This is a genomic window from Paenibacillus sp. (assembly GCF_035645195.1).
In the GTDB taxonomy this organism is placed as follows: domain Bacteria; phylum Bacillota; class Bacilli; order Paenibacillales; family YIM-B00363; genus Paenibacillus_AE.
On the sequence record NZ_DASQNA010000038.1, the window covers coordinates 63,468 to 79,640 of the forward strand.

Below are 16,173 nucleotides of genomic sequence, written 5' to 3' on the forward strand. Positions count from 1 at the left end.
GCGATGGTAGTCGGCACCTTTAGCACGGAAATCGACGTTCTCGTCATCGGCGCCGGTCCCGGCGGCTACGTAGCCGCCATCCGGGCCGCCCAGCTCGGCAAGAAGGTCGTTATCGTCGACCGCCGCGAAATCGGCGGCGTCTGCCTTAACCGCGGCTGCATCCCGTCCAAGGCGCTCATTTCGGCCGCTCACCGGTACGAAATGGCGAAGCATGGCGATTCGATCGGCATCGAAGTCGGCGACGTCAAAGTCGATTTCGCGAAGGTTCAAGCGTGGAAGCAGTCCGTTGTCAATAAACTGACGGGCGGCGTCGGCGCGCTGCTCAAGGGGCATAAAGTCGAAATCGTCTCGGGCGAAGCGTTCTTCAACGCGCCGAACATCGTGACGGTCAGCGACGGCGACGACAACACGACGCGCTACGAGTTCAAGCACTGCGTCATCGCGACGGGCTCCCGTCCGATCGAGCTGAAGCCGTTCCCGTTCGGCGGCCGCATTTTGTCGTCCGACGAGGCGCTCGCGCTCGACCATATTCCGAAGAGCATGATCGTCATCGGCGGCGGCTATATCGGCGTCGAGCTCGGCCAGACGTTCTCGAAGTTCGGCACGAAGGTGACGATTCTCGAGGGCAGCGAGCACATTTTGCCGGGCTTTGAAAAGCAGCTTAGCCAGCTCGTGACGAAAAACTTGAAGAAAACGGACGTGGACATTGTCACGGGCGCGCTCGCGCAAAAGTCGGAGCAGACCGACAAAGACGTCACCGTAACGTTCAAAGTGGGCGAAGAAGAGAAGACGGTCACGGCCGAGTACGTGCTCGTCACCGTCGGCCGCCGTCCGAACACGAACGACATCGGCTTAGAATCGATCGGTCTGAAAATGACCGACCGCGGTCTCATCGAGATCGACAACCAATGCCGCACGAACCTGCCGAACGTATACGCGATCGGCGACATCGTGCCGGGCGCCGCGCTCGCGCACAAGGCGTCGTACGAAGGCAAAGTGGCGGCGGAAGCGATCGCCGGCATGGACAGCGTCATCGACTACAAGGTCATCCCTGCCGTCGTGTTCTCCGATCCGGAGATCGCGAGCGTGGGCCTCAGCGAAACGGAAGCGAAGGAGAAAGGCTTCAACGTCGTCACCGGCCGCTTCTCGTTCGGCGCCAACGGCCGCTCCCTCGCGCTCGACAACACCGAAGGCTTCGTGAAAATCGTCGCCGACAAAGATACGGGCGTCGTCGTCGGCTCCCAAATCGTCGGACCGGAAGCGTCGAACCTGATCGCTGAGCTCGGCCTCGCGATCGAGATGGGCGCGACGCTGGAAGACATCGCGCTGACGATTCACGCGCATCCGACCCTCGGCGAGATGGTCATGGAAGCCGCGGAAGGCGCGCTCGGCCACAGCGTGCACCAAATGAACAAATAATCGCGTCACGAACCAAAGCCGTCCGCATCAGCGGGCGGTTTTCTTTTTTCGCCGCTGGCGCGGAATATTTCCGAATTGTAAATTCGACAGATCGAATTCATGAAAACAAAACAATATGCAGAACGAAAAAACGCCGATGTAAGAACGATTTGTTCTGAAATTCGGCGTTTTTATTTTCATAAGTTCCGGAATTACGGTCCTAACCTTAACCAAATTTCAATGTAAGATAACGTTTGCAGTTAATCCTCCACTTACAGAAGCGGGCTACAGTTAGGAAAGAGGATGTCCCGATCGCCATCGAGGGCTAGAGACGGTTACATAAATTGTAGGAGGAGAAATTCATGCGTAAACACGTACTGCTTTTGTTATCGATCATCAGTATGCTCACCCTCGCCGCTTGCGGCGCTTCGCAAACCGCGACGACGGGCGCGGGCGGCGAACAACCGGCGGCTTCGCCCCAGCCGCAAGCGCAAGAGCCTGCACCTGCGGAAGAAACGCAGGAAGAGGCGAAGGAAGAAGCGGTCGAGGGAACGTTGAGCTTCTATACATCGCAGCCCGACGCGGACGCCGAGCAGCTCGTTCAAGCGTTCAAGGAGAAATATCCGGATGTGGAGGTCAGCATCTTCCGTTCCGGCACGGAGGAAGTTCTGAGCAAGCTGCAAGCGGAGAAAATGGCAGGCTCCGTCCAAGCGGACGTGCTGCTCGTCGCGGATTCGGTTTCGTTCGAAATTTTAAAAGAACAGGACATGCTGCTGTCTTACGAATCTAAGGAGCATGCGAACATTCCCGCGGAATACGTCGACGCCGATCGCACGTACACGGGCACGAAAGTGATCGCGACGGCGATGGCCGTCAATACGAATATGGTGCAGCAAATTCCGGATTCGTGGCAGGCGCTCTTAAGCGAAGAGGCGAAAGACCAAGCGATTATGCCGAGCCCGCTGTATTCCGGAGCCGCGGCGTACAATGTCGGCGTATTCAGCCGGACGGAAGGCATGGGTTGGGAATTTTTCGAGGGGCTTAAGGCGAACAACATGGTCGTCACGAAGGGCAACGGCGCGGTGCTGAAGGCGGTCGCCGGCGGAGAGAAGGCGTACGCCATGGTCGTCGACTTCCTCGTCGCCCGCGCGGAGCAAGACGGCTCCCCGGTGAAGCTCGTGTACCCGAACGAAGGCGTGCCGGCGATCACCGAGCCGGTCGGCATCTTGAAGGACGCGAAGAACGTCCCCGCCGCCAAAGCGTTCGTCGATTTCATCCTGTCCGAAGAAGGCCAGAAGATGCAAGCCGGTCTCGGCTATACGCCGATTCGCCCGGGCGTCGAAGCGCCGGCGGGGTTGAAATCGATCGACGAGATGAAGGTGATCTCTTACGACATCGCAGAACTGTTCCAAAGCCGAGAGCAGGATAAAGAGAAGTTCGTCTCGATTTTCGGCGAGTAATTCGGAAGGGATTGGCCGCATGGGAAGCATACGTACCGGAGGGCAGGCTCGCCTGCCCTTTCCTTTATTTAGAGCGTCCTGGATCCAATGGCTCGCGATGGCAGTCGTCTTTTTTTTCTTCGCCGTCCCGATTGTTCGATTAGTTCTCTTAAGCGTACAAGGCGAGAGCGGCTTCGCGCTTACGCAGTATGCGCATATTTTGACTTCGGCTCGGACATGGACCGTTATGAAGAACACCGTGTACGTCGTCTGCGGCTCGACCGCGATGGCGATCGCGCTGGGGCTCGTCCTGGCATGGATCGTCGCGTATTGCGATATTCGGCTGAAAGGCTTGCTGCAGGCGCTGATTTTGCTGCCGTTTATCATTCCGTCGTATATCGTCACGCTTTCGTGGGCGCAGTTTTTCGCACCGAAATCGGCGTTCTCCGCCGCGCTGCAGTCGATCGTCGGCGCCGCGCCGTGGAACGTCTACAGCTTGGGCGGCATGATTTTCGTCATGGGGTTGTCGCATTACCCGGTCGTCTACATGCTGTCGCTCGGCGTGTTTCGAAAAATTCCGCGCGATTTGGAAATGGCGTCGCGTTTGTCGGGCGCTTCGCGATGGAGCACCTTCCGCAAGGTGACTTGGCCGATGGCGCTGCCGGGCATCGCGGGCGGAGGGCTGCTCGCGTTTCTCGCGGGCCTGGACAATTTCGGCATTCCCGCGTTCCTCGGCATTCCCGCCAACATTAGCGTATTGAGCACATACATTTACGAGCAGATCGTCGGATTCGGTCCGTCCGCCTTCTCGCGGGCGGCGGTTTTATCCGTGCTGCTGGGCGCGATCGCCTGCGCAGCTACGCTGCTGCAGTGGCTCGTCACGCGCAAGGCGAAGACGTTCGAGACGAGCGCGGAGGACAGGTCGCCGCGTGTGCATTTGGGGCGTCTGCGCCTGCCGCTGGAGCTCGCGCTGTGGGGGTTCCTTCTGTTCACCAGCGTCGTTCCGCTCTTCTCCATGTTCGCTGCGTCGGTGATGAAGGCGTACGGTCTCGAGTTTGCCCCGGCCAATTGGACGCTGAACCATTATGCGTTCCTGCTGCAGCAGAGCGGGAAAGCGAAGCAGGCGATGGTCAACAGCGGCATGCTCGCGCTCGTGACGACGCTGATCTGCTTGATCGCCGGAACGGCCGTCGCTTATCTTCGCCTTCGGAAGCCGTCGCGTTGGACGAAGGCGGCGGAGCTGATGATCAGCATTCCGTACGCCTTGCCCGGCATCGTGCTCGCGCTTGCGATGATTCTAGTCTGGATGGAGCCGATTCCCGGCTGGAATCCGGGCGTTTACGGCAGCACGGCGATTTTGTTCATCGCGTACTCGGTCCGATTTCTGATTTTGCAGATGCGCGGAAGCGTCACGGCGCTGCAGCAAGTGGACGTATCGATGGAGGAGGCGGCGCACAGCAACGGCGCAGGCCACGTGCAGAAGTGGCGGCGCATTCTGCTGCCGCTCCTGTTCCCCGGCCTGCTGAGTGGGGCGTTCCTCGTCCTGCTGTATGCGTTGACGGAGCTTACCGTCTCGTCGATTCTCTGGTCCTCGGGCTCGGAGACGATCGGGGTCGTCATCTTCGGCTTCGAGCAAGCGGGGGATACGACGTACTCCACGGCGTTTTCTTCCCTGGTCGTGCTCTTGATCGGAATCGGTATGCTGACGTTATTCTTGGTGCAACAAGCTTGGAAGAGGAGGATGAAATCCGCATGACAGTGGAGTTGACGCATGTCAGCAAGCGGTTCGGTTCGTTCGTCGCGCTGCATCCGAACGATCTCGCCGTGCGGGAGGGAGAATTCATCGCGCTGCTCGGTCCGTCCGGCTGCGGCAAAACGACGCTGCTCCGGCTGATCGCCGGCTTCGAGAAGCCGACGACGGGCGAAATCCGCATCGACGGGCAGCTCGTGAGCACGCCTGCGTCGATCGCGCCTCCCAACAAGCGGAATTTGAATATGGTATTTCAGTCGTTCGCGTTATGGCCGCACATGACGGTAAGGCAGCACGTTCGGTTCCCGCTCGAACACCATGCGTTTCTGCCCGCGGCGCTGAAGCGGGAGAAAGAGCGCCGGGAAGCCGACGTGCTGAAGCTGGTCGGGCTTTCGACGTTGGCGGATCGCTATCCGCAGGAGCTGTCGGGCGGCCAGCGGCAGCGCGTCGCCCTCGCCCGCGCGATCGCTTCGCAGCCGTCGGTGCTGCTGATGGACGAGCCGCTAAGCAACCTGGACGCGGAGCTTCGAATGGAGATGCGGAAAGAAATCCAGCATATTCATCGGGCGACGAAGACGACGATCCTTTACGTGACCCACGATCAAAGCGAAGCGCTGGCGATGGCCGATCGCATCGTCGTCATGAAGGACGGGAAGATCGAGCAGATCGGCACGCCGCAGGACATCTACGCATCGCCGGAAACCGAGTTCGTCGCGACGTTCGTCGGGAAAGCGAACCTGGTGAAGGGCGCTTGGACCGGCACCGAATTCGTTCCGAGCGAAGCGAACGGCCGCTTCATCTGGCAGGACCGGAACATTTCGTCGTCGTTCAAGGGGAAGCAGCTGTATCCGGTGCGTCCCGAGCAGTTCCGCATGAGGAAGGAAGGCGACGGGATCCCGGGCGTCGTCACGAGCGTGCAGTATCAGGGCAAAGAGATCCATTATACGGTTCAAACGCCGGAAGGCGCGTATACCGTTCACGAAGACATCGCCTGCCGTTTCCAGGCGGAGGAATCCGTCGTGCTGCAGCTGAAGGACGCGCAATTCGCGGCGCCACCCGCTGCGGCGCTGAGCGCGGCCGGCGCGGGATAAGCGGCGTCCGGCGTGCTTTACAACCGTTCGACCGCGCCGATGAACAGGATGGAACCGGTGCGATGGTCCTCGATGACGAACAGGAACGGCCGGTTCACTTCCAGCTCGAACGTCTCGGAGGGAGCGGAGGTCACTTCCGCTACGACGCCGGTGACGGCCGCCGCGACGGTGCCCCGCTCGCCGACCTCGACGAACGTTTTTTGCATCACCTGGGAAAGGTATATGTTCTCAGGCAGGTCGGTCATGTTCGGAAAATCTGCGCTGCCCGCCTCGAAGGCGACGCCCATGCCGAGCGAGGAAAGCATTGGTTTCAGCTCGACTTGGTATTCCAGCTTGAACTTCGGCAGCCCGAGCGTGCCCGAGGCTTGGCGGAAGTCGCTCTTCCACGAGTTCCACTGCTCCGGCGTCAGCCGTTCGGCGAACGAACGCAGCTCCGTCCCTTCCTCGGGCAGCAGCACGGTCATGCTGGCGCCGCCGTGATACGGAATCCGGACGCCCCGGACGCCGTCCTTCTCGAGATACGGCAAGGTGTCGTTCGAGAACATCATCGGAACGTCGGCCGTGCCGCCGTCCGCCGTCGCGAACGGTCGCATCGTCGTCCGCTCTTCCGGGAACGGCTGCACCCAATTGCCGTTGAAATATACCGCGTTCAGCAGCAGCAGGATCGCGTCTCCCGAGAGCGGTTTTTCCAGCAGCTTCGGAATCGCCCCGCGCGTCGCTTCGTCGACCCAGCGGTTGATGCTCGCCGGCGCGGCGTCGCTTTGCAGGTCGATCGGGGGCGTCTCGGCGCCGTAATGCTGCTTGTTGGCGGCGAGGAACGATTCCTTGAGCGGCACGCCTTCGTCCGGCCAAAGCGAATTGGCGACCGTTAGAATAAGCCCTTCCTCGGGATGCGTAAGCACGTCGGCCAGCACTTCGTTGGCGCGGTTCGTCTCGTCGAGGGTGAGCGACTCGAGCCCAAGCGCGTTCCGCATCGCCTCGAAAGTCTCGCCGCCTGCGCCGTTCATCGTCATCGACAGCGCGATCGCCGCGCTGAACGGGGAGAGGAACACGTTCCTCCCTTCGTCCTCCGCTGTCACCGCCTCGCGGAACAGATCGAACGAGAAGCGCGTATGCGCCTCGACGATCCGCTTGTCTACGTCCTCGACTTTGTATGTGCCCGGCTTGGCCGGCGGCTCCTCCAGCGGAGCGGCTTGGCCGCCGTTCCCCGGTTTGTCCGCGACGGCGGATGCCGGCGGCTTGCTCGTCTGCGCCGGGTCGTCGTTCACTCCCGTCGCGAGCGGCTGCCCGCAGCCCGAAGCGGCGACGAGGCTCAGCGCCGTCAGCAGCGTTATCCATTTGTTCATAATCGAACTCTCCTTTGCACATCGACTTTTCATTACAGACGAGCCGCGGCGCAAGGAGGTTGCAATGCAAAAACTCCCGGGAACGACGGTCCCCGGGAGCTGCGGCGAATCTTTTTTACTTCGCGTACTGTTCCATTTCCTCGACAAGCCCCTTGAATACGTCCATCGCTTGTCGAATCGGCTCCGGCGAAGACATGTCGACGCCGGCCTTCTTCAGGATGTTGATCGAGAAGTCGCTGCCGCCGCTCTTCAGGAAGCCCATGTAGCGGTCGACCGCCGGCTGGCCTTCGTCGAGAATTTGCTTCGCGAACGACGTCGCCGCGGAGAAGCCCGTCGCGTATTTGTACACGTAGAAGCTCGTGTAGAAATGCGGGATGCGCGCCCACTCCATCTCGATGTCCTTGTCGACGACCATGCCGTCGCCGTGGTACTTTTTGTTCAGCTCGTAATAAATTTCGCACAGCGCTTGCGGCGTCAGCGATTCGCCTTCCTCCGCCTTCTGGTGGATGATCATTTCGAACTCGGCGAACATCGTCTGGCGGAACACCGTCGTCCGGAATTGATCGGCGTAGTAGGTGAGCAGGTACATTTTTTCCTTCGGATCGGTCGTCTTCTTCAGCATGTAGTCCATCAGCAGCGCTTCGTTAAGCGTGGACGCGACTTCGGCGAGGAAGATCGTGTACTGCGCGTCGCGGTACGACTGCGCATTGTCCGAATAGTACGAGTGCAGGGCGTGGCCCATCTCGTGCGCGAGCGTGAACATCGAATTCAGGTTGTCTTTATGGTTGAGCAGGACATACGGATGCGTGCCGTACGCGCCCCACGAGTACGCGCCGGACCGCTTGCCTTCGTTCTCGTACACGTCGATCCAGCCTTCGTCGTAGCCCGCCTGGAGCACGTTCAGGTAGTCTTCGCCGAGCGGCTTCAGCGAATCTTTGACCGTCTGCTTCGCTTCTTCGTACGAAATGTCCATGTCGACCTCGTCGACGAGCGGGGTGAACAGGTCGTACATGTGCAGCTCGTCGACCTTCAGCAGCTTTTTGCGAAGCTCGAGGTAGCGCTGCAGGAGCGGGAGCGACTCATGGATCGTCGCGATCAAGTTCGTGTACACGTCCTTCGGGATGTTGTCGCCGTAGAGCGACGCCTCGAGCGCCGAAGGGTATTTGCGGGCTTTCGCGTAGAACAGGTTCTTCGATACGTTCGCGCTGAGCGTCGCGGCGAGCGTGTTTTTTTGCTTCGCGTATGTAGCGTACATCGCCTTAAATGCGCTCTCGCGCACTTCCCGTTTGCGGCTCTCGAGGAATTGAATGTAGCGGCCGTGCGTCAGCTCGACGTCTTCGCCCTTCTCGTTCTTGATCGTCGGGAATTTCATGTCGGCGTTGTTGATCATGCCGAAAATCGTGTTCGGCGCCTGCGAAATGTTGCCGACCTGCGCGAGCAGCGCTTCTTCCGCTTTGGAGAGCACGTGCGGCTTTTGGCGAAGCATTTCTTCGAGCGTGTGCTTATACGGCGCTAGCGTCGGGTCTTCGATGAACGCCTTCAGCTGTTCTTCGGAGAGCGACAAAATTTCCGGGGTAATGAAGGACAGCGCTTCGCCGACGTCGACGGACAGCTTCTTCGCCTTATCGGACAGCGCTTGGTACGTCGGGTCCGCGGTATCTTGATGATGGCGCATGTTCGCGTAGACGTACAGACGCTCGGTATGCAGGGAGATTTCGTCTTCCAGCTCGAAGCAGCCCTTCAGCGCGGCGGCGTCCGTCAGCTTGCCTTGGTAGTCCGCGATCTTCCCGAGCAGGCTCTTCACTTCTTCGTATTCTTTGTTCCATGCGTCCTGCGACGGGAACAAGTCCTCCAGCTTCCATTGATGCTCGGCCGGCACATCGGCGCGTTTCGGTACCGCTGCGGTTGTCGTCATAGCCATCGTATCCCTCCAATGAAATATGGATTGCAGGTTTTGCGGGGCGATTGTCGCCATCGCTGCGAGCGCCGCGGCGATCGCGACTCGTTTCAGGTCGGTCCGGCTCATCCCTCGAACGCCTCCTCGCTTGATCGGAGTCCATTCGATTAGGATGCGCCTCGCATTCCCATATTATAGCTTATTCTAGGGTCATGGTAAAAAATGAGACGAGCAGCATGACGAACGCGGCGACGACCATAATCAGCGTCGTGAGCGCGATCGGGCGCTTTAAGGTGGGCGGGATCGATTCTTTCTTCAAAATGACGACCGCGGCCAGACAGAAGGTGACGATTAAAAACATGACGAGCGCGCCTGTCGATTCCATGGGTTCATACCTCGCTTTCCGGGCAAACTAACCAAAACGTGAAAGGTTGTGAAACGTTATGTCGCCAACGCTGCTCGAACGCGCCGTCGACCGGCTGCAGGACGAGCCTGTCAACGCGGATCTCGCTCGCCCGGATCAAGGGCTGACGGTAGGCCAATGTCTTCTGGCTCAACTGACCGACTGGGGCGTCGAACGCATCTACGGGGTGATCGGGGATGCGAATTTGTTCTTTCTCGATGATATAGCAAAGCAATCGAAAATCCAATATGTTCCTTTCCTCGACGAAAACGCGGCGGCGCTCGCGGCGTCCGCCGAGGCGAAGCTGACCGGCCGCGTCGCCGTCGTGCTCGGCACGAGCGGTCCGGGCCTTGCCAACATGCTGAACGGGCTCGGCGACGCGTACGCGGACGGGGCCGGCGTGCTGGCGATCACGGGGCAGGTCGACGCGGCGCAGGTCGGCACGCACGCGAAGCAGTACATTCAGCAGCAACTGACGGCTGCTCCGTTCGCGGCGTTCAGCGAGTGTCTCGCGCATCCGGACGCGCTGCCGGAGCTGCTGCAGCGGTGTTTGGCGCTGAGCGCTGCGCGCGGCTGCGTGACGCATTTGTCGATCCCGAAGGCGATGTACCGGGAGAAGGTGCGCGGCGCGGCGCTGCCGTACGGGGCGCATCTGCACCAGCCGCTGCTCGCGCCGACGGAGGATGTCGAGGCGGTGTTCCGCATGATCGCGGAGGCGCGGCGGCCGATGCTGGTGCTCGGGCGCGGCGTCGAGGCGGTGCCCGGCGAGACGCGCGCGTTCGTCGAGGCGGTGGGCGCGGCCGTGACGGCGACGCTGCCGGCGCGGCACGTGTTCCCGCACGACCATCCGCAGTTCGTCGGGGGCTTCGGCCTCGCCGGCAGCGAGGCGGCGAGCGTGCTGCTCGCCGAGAGCGACCTCGTCGTCGTCTGCGGCGCGACGTGGTGGCCCGACGAATATGCGCCGCCGAACGCGCGCATCGTGCAAATCGACGCCGTCCGCGACAACATCGGCGTCGGCTTCCCGGTCGCGCGCGGGCTCGTCGGCGACCTGCGGGACATCATGCCCCGGTTCGCGGGCATGGCGGCGTCGCTGGCGCGCGACGAGGACGCGGCCGCGGCGTGGCGCCGGCGCATCACGGACGTGCGCCTCGATTGGGAGCGCCGCCTCGCGGCGGAGGCGGCGCGGGAGGGTGCGCCGCTGGCGCCGCAGCGGCTGATGAAGCTGCTGTCCGAAGCGATTCCCTCCAGCGCGGTCGTCGCCCTCGACACGGGCGATCACACGCTCTGGTGGGGCCGCTCGTTCGCGAATCATGGCCAGCGCGTGCTCGTCTCGGGCCGCTGGCGGACGCTCGGCTTCGCGCTGCCGGCGGCGATCGCCGCTGCGCTTGCCGCGCCGGAGCGGCCGGTCGTCGCGGTGGCGGGCGACGGCGGCGTCGTGCAGACGCTGCTGGAGCTGAAGACGGCTGCCAAGCTGGGCCTGCCGATCGCGCTCGTCGTCGTCAATAACGGCGCGTACGCGATCGAGCTGAACCGGATGCGCAGCGCGGGTCTCTCGCCGCTCGGGGCGACGCTCGACAACCCCGACTTCGCGGCGATCGCCGAGGCGTGCGGCTGCGTCGGCGTCCGGGCGGCGGACGAGGCGTCGTTCCGCGCGGCGCTGGAAGCGGCGTTCGCGCCGGACCGCGAGCGCCGGCCGATGCTGATCGACGTGGCGGTCGCGCCGGAGGTCATGCCGCACACGAAAATATAACGGCGTACGCGTTGCGCGTGCACGCCGGGCGTAGGACAGGCTGCCGGTTTCGACCGGCGGCCTGTTCGGCGTGCGCGCGGGCCGCTGCGGCTGTCGGCGTCTCGTCGGGCGGGCTCAGCGGGGCAACATGGGAAGCAAGTATGCAAAAGAGAGGAAGAGTGGTGCTATAAGAAGGGTAGGAGGTACACATAAAGCTCGTTGTAGCATGCCGGGGCACACCGGGAGGCGGCTCACGCCCGGCAACATGGGAAGGAAGTATGCAAAAGAGAGGAAGGGTGGTGCTATAAGAAGGGTAGGAGGTATGCATAATGCTCGCCGGGGCACGTCGGCGGACAGCTCCGCCTAGCAACATGGGAACCACGTACATAAAAGAAGAGAAGGGTGGTGCTATAAGAAGGGTAGGAGGTACACATAATACTCGCCGGGGCAAATCTGGGCACGCCAGGGTACGCCGGGGAACATTGAAGGGGGCGGCTCAGCCGAGTAACATGGGTGAGGCGCGGCAGGGCCGTAAAACGCTGGAGCATCTCGGCAGGGCCGCACAACTTCGAAGCATCGCCGCAGGGTTGCCGTAAGCGGAAAAACAGCACCGAGGCGGCGCTATACCGGCCGAAGTTCCGAGCTAGCCCCAATAAGGCAGGGCCCCGCCTGAACCGGCGGGAGCGCGAAAGCCTGACTTACACCTGATGTAAGGCAATTTTTTCATTCCCAATTCACCATAGTTCAAATAACCGTGGTATCATTAGTCCTAAGAATCTAATTCAGAAATTAGGAAAAAAGGTGGACGTCAATCGATGGAACGTTTGTACAAAGCGCTCAGTTGGGCGGCCGACGTGAAAGTGTTTCATAAGCTTCTCGCACTCATTGTCGTTTCGACGCTATTTACCGTCATTGTCGGATTGATCGGCGCGCTGCAGTCGGGGAATACATACGCAGGCGTAAGAGAAATGTACGACGAACGCGTGCTGCCGATCAAATGGATCAACGAAGCCCGCACGCATTCGCGGGCGATCGAGGCGCACGTCTATCATATTTTAGTCGCGTTCGATCCGAGAGAACAGCAAGAAATCGCGAAGCAGATCGAGGAGCGCGAAGCGAAGTTCGCCGCGGCGTTCGAAAGCATTCGGAACGCCGAAATAGGCACGGCCGAGGCCGACCGGATCGCCCGCTTGGACGCGCTGCTGCAGGAATATACGGCGGCCCGCCAAGAGACGATCGCGCTCGAACTGGAACGTTCCGGCAACACAGAGCGCGCGTACCGCCACTTTCTGCAAACCGCGGCCCCGAAGCTGAACGAAATCAATCAGCTGCTCGAGGCGATGGCAGATGATAACGCCGCGATAGCGGAGCAGCTGGACGAGCGGTTAGGCGTCGCATATAAGGCGTCGCTCGCCTTGATCGTCGTCACGATCGCGATCGCGGCCGCGATTACGATCGTGATCGGGCTGTGGATATCCCGAATGATCGTGTACCCGATCCGGAAGCTGCAGTCCGCGATGGGGCTCGCGGCGAACGGCGACTTGACCGCGGATCCGAAGCTCGCCGCGAAGGACGAGCTCGGCGAGCTGGCCAGATCGTTCGCCAGCATGCTGGAGTCGCTGCGCGGCGTGCTGCGGCAGGTGACCGAGTCGACGGAGATGGTGGCGGCCTCGTCGCAGCAGCTGACGGCCAGCGCCGAGGAGACCGGGAAATCGAGCGAAATGATCACGCAGGTAGCGCAGCAGCTCGCGGCCGGAGCGGAGCGGCAGGCGGAGAGCGTCCGCCGGGCGGTCGCGGAGGCGGACGACATCGGCGAGGCGGCGGAGCGCATGAACGACAACATGCGGCGCATGCGGGAGACGGCGGTCGATACCGCCGAGCGATCCCGCGACGGGCTGGAGCGGATGGACGAGCTGCGCGCCAAGATGGACGAGCTCCGGGAAGCGATCGACGGGCTGTCCGCCGTGATCGCCGGCCTCGGCAGCAAATCGGACCAAATCGGCGACGTCATGGACCTTATTACGGATATTGCCGCACAGACGAATTTGCTGGCGCTCAACGCGGCGATCGAAGCGGCTCGCGCCGGGGAGCACGGGCGGGGCTTCGCGGTCGTCGCCGACGAGGTGCGGAAGCTGGCCGAGCAGTCCGGCGCCTCCGCGAAGGAGGTCGCCGCGCACGTGGCCGGCATCCGCGACGGCATCGCCGCCGCGGGCTCGTCGATGAAGCGGGCGACGGGGCAGCTGCAGGAAGGGCTGGAAGGCGTTCGGTCGGCGGAGGAGACGTTCCGGTCGATCGCGGCGTCCGCGGCGAACGTCGAGACGGACTCGGCTTCGGCCGCCGACGGGCTGGAAGGCATGATGAAACAGTTCCAAAGCATGCTGGACGGCCTGCGCGCGATCGCCCAGGTGGCCGAAGAAGCGGCGGCCGGCACGCAGCACGTGTCCGCCGCGACCGAGGAGCAGCTCGCCACGATGGAAGAGATGACGGCGTCCTCGACCCATCTGAGCCGCATGGCGGCCGAGCTGCAGGAGAATGTGGGCCGATTCAAGGTATGACCCGACCAAAAAAGGCTGTCCGGCAAGGCGCATCGACGCGCTTTTCCGGGACAGCCTTTTTTGGCCCAAACCAAAACCAACCATTACAAAGAGCGGAACTGCGCGATAATGTCCTCCCGCTCCTCTTCCGAACCTTGATACCGGCCCGGCGCGAAGCGCTGCTCCACCCAGTTCATCAGCTCCGCGCGGCTGTAGAACGTCCTCGATTCTTCGCCCCACTGATCGCTGATTTCGATCACTTCGATTTCGCGGCCGCGCACTTCGGCTTTGATCATATTCCATTTATCGCGTTTGAAAATTTCTACTTTTTTCGTCGTCGACATCGCCGTATCAGCTCCCTTTTCGCGCATCATACCAAAAATGTCGAGACAATTGCAAACGACGATGATACAATATCTGGCAACCGCCGCGCCGGGGCCGGACGCAACGAAGTCCAACCAAGCGGAGCGGGGGAGGGGCGCGGAGCCGTCTAATGGGCCCCCGCCGAAATCATCACCGAGAAGAGCCGAGAAGAGTCGAGAAGAGCCGAGAGGAGCGAAGAACATGAGTTTGAACGACAGGATCGACCGCAACGAAGAAACTGAGGGCGACGAGCGAAGCCCCGCGGTTCGACGGAAGAGGGAACCGCGGCACTACCCGCAGGAGGGAGTCGCCGTCACGTGCCGCTCGTTCCGCGAGTATGAGGCAATGTTCGCACTGGAGGAAACTCGCCTTGCCCGAGGGGCGGTGCTGAACGTTGCCGGGGGAGCGTCCTCGTTCACGGCCGAAGCGGCCGCGCGAGGGTACGAGGCGTTCGCCGCGGATCCGCGGTACGCGAAGACGCCCGACGAATTGTACCGGGAGAGCGCCGAGGAAATCGCGGCATCCACATCGAAGCTGGAGCGGCTGAAGGACAAATTCGATTGGTCGTTCTATGGTTCGCTTACGGAGCATCGGATTAACCGGGAAGCGTCGCTTGAACGATTCATCGACCATTATCGGAGCGAGGCGGGGCGCAGCCGCAATCGCGGCAGAGACGGCGATCGCCGTCCCGCCTATACGGCCGCCGCGCTGCCGGAGCTGCCGTTCCCGGACGAGACGTTCGAGCTCGTCTTATGCAGTCACTTCTTGTTCCTATATGAAGAACAATTTCCGTACGAGTTTCATCGCGACGCGCTGCTGGAGCTGTACCGGGTCGTGAGGCCCGGAGGCGAAATCCGAATATACCCGGTCTACTCGCTGCGATTCGCGAAGTACGCAAGGCTCGACGAGCTGCTCCGGACGTTGACGGAGGATCGCGGCGCGGCCGCGGAGCTGCTCCCGTCGCGCCTGCCGTTCCTGCCGGGATCGACGGAGCTGCTCAAAATCGCCAAACCTACCCTATGACGAAAAGGGCTGCTTGAGACGCATCGCAAAGATGCGCTTCATGCAGCCCTTTCGGCATTTAGTCGATAATCGTAAGAATGTCTTCGACCGGTTTGCGCGGCAGCTTCGCCGGCGTCTCCGCCGGGTAGCCGAGCGCGATGACCATGTTGACCTGCGCTTCGTCGCGGATCGAGAGGAACGACTTCAGCTCCTCCTCCGCCAGCAGGACGGGGCCGGTCATCGGGCAGGTGGCGAGACCGCGGGCGTGAGCGGCGAGCATCAAGTTTTGCGCCGCGAGGCAGCTCGACTTGATGCCCTCCTCGCGCCATACCTCGTCCGGCACGAGTCCGATCGGGTCGAAAATTTTGTCCCGAAACTTCGATTCGTACGGGGTCGCGAGGCAGACGATCAGCGCCGGCGCATCGCGGAACGCCGTAGCGTACGGGCCGAAGGAGCGCGTCAGCATCCGGGCTTCCTTCTCGAGTCCGCGCGCGGTCGCTTCCGCCGCTCGACGGTGAAGCGCCTCCCACGTCAGCTCCTCGATGCGGGCGATTTTGCCGCGGTTCAGCACGGCGACGAATTCCCACGTCTGCGAGTTCGTGTCGCTGGGCGCGTAACGGGCGCAGTCGATCAGTTCGCGGATGTCGTCCGCGCTGACCGGTTGTTCAGTATATTTCCGAACGCTGCGGCGTTCGTGCATGTTCGCTTTAATAATGGAATAGGACATCGATTTCACGCGCCTCTTATTTTAGTAGTTGGTACTAATACCATATCCTAATTATACCTTTCCGCTCCGGGACGTCAAGCCGCTCGAGTTCCCTTCGTCACGGAGAACGTGTATATTGATAACCATGGGTGTTTTTGCAAGAAACGGAGGAACTGCGAATGAAAACCTTCGCCCCGGAACGGCATTTCGCTTACGACGAACGGCTCGGCATCCCGGTCCCGCAGCTGCGGAAAGATTGGGACGCGTTCACGCCGAGCGAGCAGTCGGAAATGATCTATTATTGGGAAACGGTTCGCGGCCGCATACCGGATCGCATCTTTGCGTTCGAGAAGGAAATCGTCGCGCTGCAGCAGCGGCTCGACGACGAGGAACGGTTCGACGTCGTCTGCGACCTGACGTGGGAAATCGCCGATCGGGCGAGCCGGATCAACGATCTGCACCTGTTGTTCCGCTTGAACCAAGACGTTGCGGTCAAAGCCCATCATTAGCTATAC

13 protein-coding genes are annotated in these 16,173 nt (G+C 61.5%); 8 read left to right on the forward strand and 5 right to left on the reverse strand.

Annotated features, from left to right (window positions below):
* The first annotated feature begins 3 nt into the window (after positions 1-3).
* From lpdA to VE009_RS20175, 4 genes are all read left to right on the forward strand, one after another.
* A complete protein-coding gene (gene lpdA / locus VE009_RS20160; RefSeq protein ID WP_325010751.1) occupies positions 4-1,419 on the forward strand; it encodes a dihydrolipoyl dehydrogenase in 1,416 nt (471 codons plus the stop codon).
* Between the two features lie 341 nt (positions 1,420-1,760).
* Entirely contained in the window at positions 1,761-2,858 is a 1,098-nt protein-coding gene (locus VE009_RS20165) for an ABC transporter substrate-binding protein (protein ID WP_325010753.1), read from the forward strand.
* Between the two features lie 226 nt (positions 2,859-3,084).
* Complete coding sequence (locus VE009_RS20170; RefSeq protein WP_325010755.1) at positions 3,085-4,593, forward strand: iron ABC transporter permease; 1,509 nt, start codon at positions 3,085-3,087, stop codon at positions 4,591-4,593.
* Entirely contained in the window at positions 4,590-5,678 is a 1,089-nt protein-coding gene (locus VE009_RS20175) for an ABC transporter ATP-binding protein (RefSeq protein ID WP_325010757.1), read from the forward strand. Before VE009_RS20170 ends, VE009_RS20175 begins: the two co-directional genes overlap by 4 nt.
* Before the next feature lie 17 nt (positions 5,679-5,695).
* Here the strand turns inward: VE009_RS20175 and VE009_RS20180 are convergent, their stop codons facing one another.
* The 3 genes from VE009_RS20180 to VE009_RS20190 all read right to left on the reverse strand — a co-directional run bounded on the left by VE009_RS20180 (position 5,696) and on the right by VE009_RS20190 (position 9,306).
* Complete coding sequence (locus VE009_RS20180; RefSeq protein WP_325010759.1) at positions 5,696-7,024, reverse strand: serpin family protein; 1,329 nt, start codon at positions 7,022-7,024, stop codon at positions 5,696-5,698.
* A 115-nt stretch (positions 7,025-7,139) separates the two neighbouring features.
* On the reverse strand, positions 7,140-8,939 hold the full coding sequence (gene pepF / locus VE009_RS20185; RefSeq protein WP_349256553.1) for an oligoendopeptidase F: 1,800 nt from the start codon (positions 8,937-8,939) through the stop codon (positions 7,140-7,142).
* 181 nt (positions 8,940-9,120) lie between these two features.
* Complete coding sequence (locus VE009_RS20190) at positions 9,121-9,306, reverse strand: hypothetical protein (RefSeq protein ID WP_325010761.1); 186 nt, start codon at positions 9,304-9,306, stop codon at positions 9,121-9,123.
* 58 nt (positions 9,307-9,364) lie between these two features.
* On the opposite strand from VE009_RS20190, the gene VE009_RS20195 reads away from it, so the two are divergent.
* Both VE009_RS20195 and VE009_RS20200 read left to right on the forward strand, forming a co-directional pair.
* Positions 9,365-11,074, forward strand: a complete 1,710-nt coding sequence (locus VE009_RS20195; protein ID WP_325010762.1) for a thiamine pyrophosphate-binding protein — start codon at positions 9,365-9,367, stop codon at positions 11,072-11,074.
* Positions 11,075-11,868: 794 nt separating this feature from the next.
* Positions 11,869-13,608: a methyl-accepting chemotaxis protein gene (locus tag VE009_RS20200; RefSeq protein ID WP_325010764.1), complete on the forward strand. Its 1,740-nt coding sequence runs from the start codon at positions 11,869-11,871 to the stop codon at positions 13,606-13,608.
* 83 nt (positions 13,609-13,691) lie between these two features.
* Here the strand turns inward: VE009_RS20200 and VE009_RS20205 are convergent, their stop codons facing one another.
* The gene (locus VE009_RS20205) at positions 13,692-13,931 is read right to left on the reverse strand and encodes a hypothetical protein (RefSeq protein WP_325010766.1); all 240 of its coding nucleotides are present in this window, start codon (positions 13,929-13,931) and stop codon (positions 13,692-13,694) included.
* A 220-nt stretch (positions 13,932-14,151) separates the two neighbouring features.
* Between VE009_RS20205 and VE009_RS20210 the strand changes: the two genes are divergently transcribed.
* On the forward strand, positions 14,152-14,973 hold the full coding sequence (locus VE009_RS20210; protein ID WP_325010768.1) for a methyltransferase domain-containing protein: 822 nt from the start codon (positions 14,152-14,154) through the stop codon (positions 14,971-14,973).
* 58 nt (positions 14,974-15,031) lie between these two features.
* Here the strand turns inward: VE009_RS20210 and VE009_RS20215 are convergent, their stop codons facing one another.
* Positions 15,032-15,679 carry a nitroreductase family protein gene (locus VE009_RS20215; protein WP_325010770.1) on the reverse strand — a complete coding sequence of 216 codons (648 nt, stop codon included), beginning with the start codon at positions 15,677-15,679 and terminating at the stop codon, positions 15,032-15,034.
* 158 nt (positions 15,680-15,837) lie between these two features.
* On the opposite strand from VE009_RS20215, the gene VE009_RS20220 reads away from it, so the two are divergent.
* Positions 15,838-16,167 (forward strand): hypothetical protein, encoded by a 330-nt coding sequence (locus tag VE009_RS20220; RefSeq protein WP_325010772.1) that lies wholly within the window; start codon positions 15,838-15,840, stop codon positions 16,165-16,167.
* Positions 16,168-16,173: the final 6 nt, after the last annotated feature.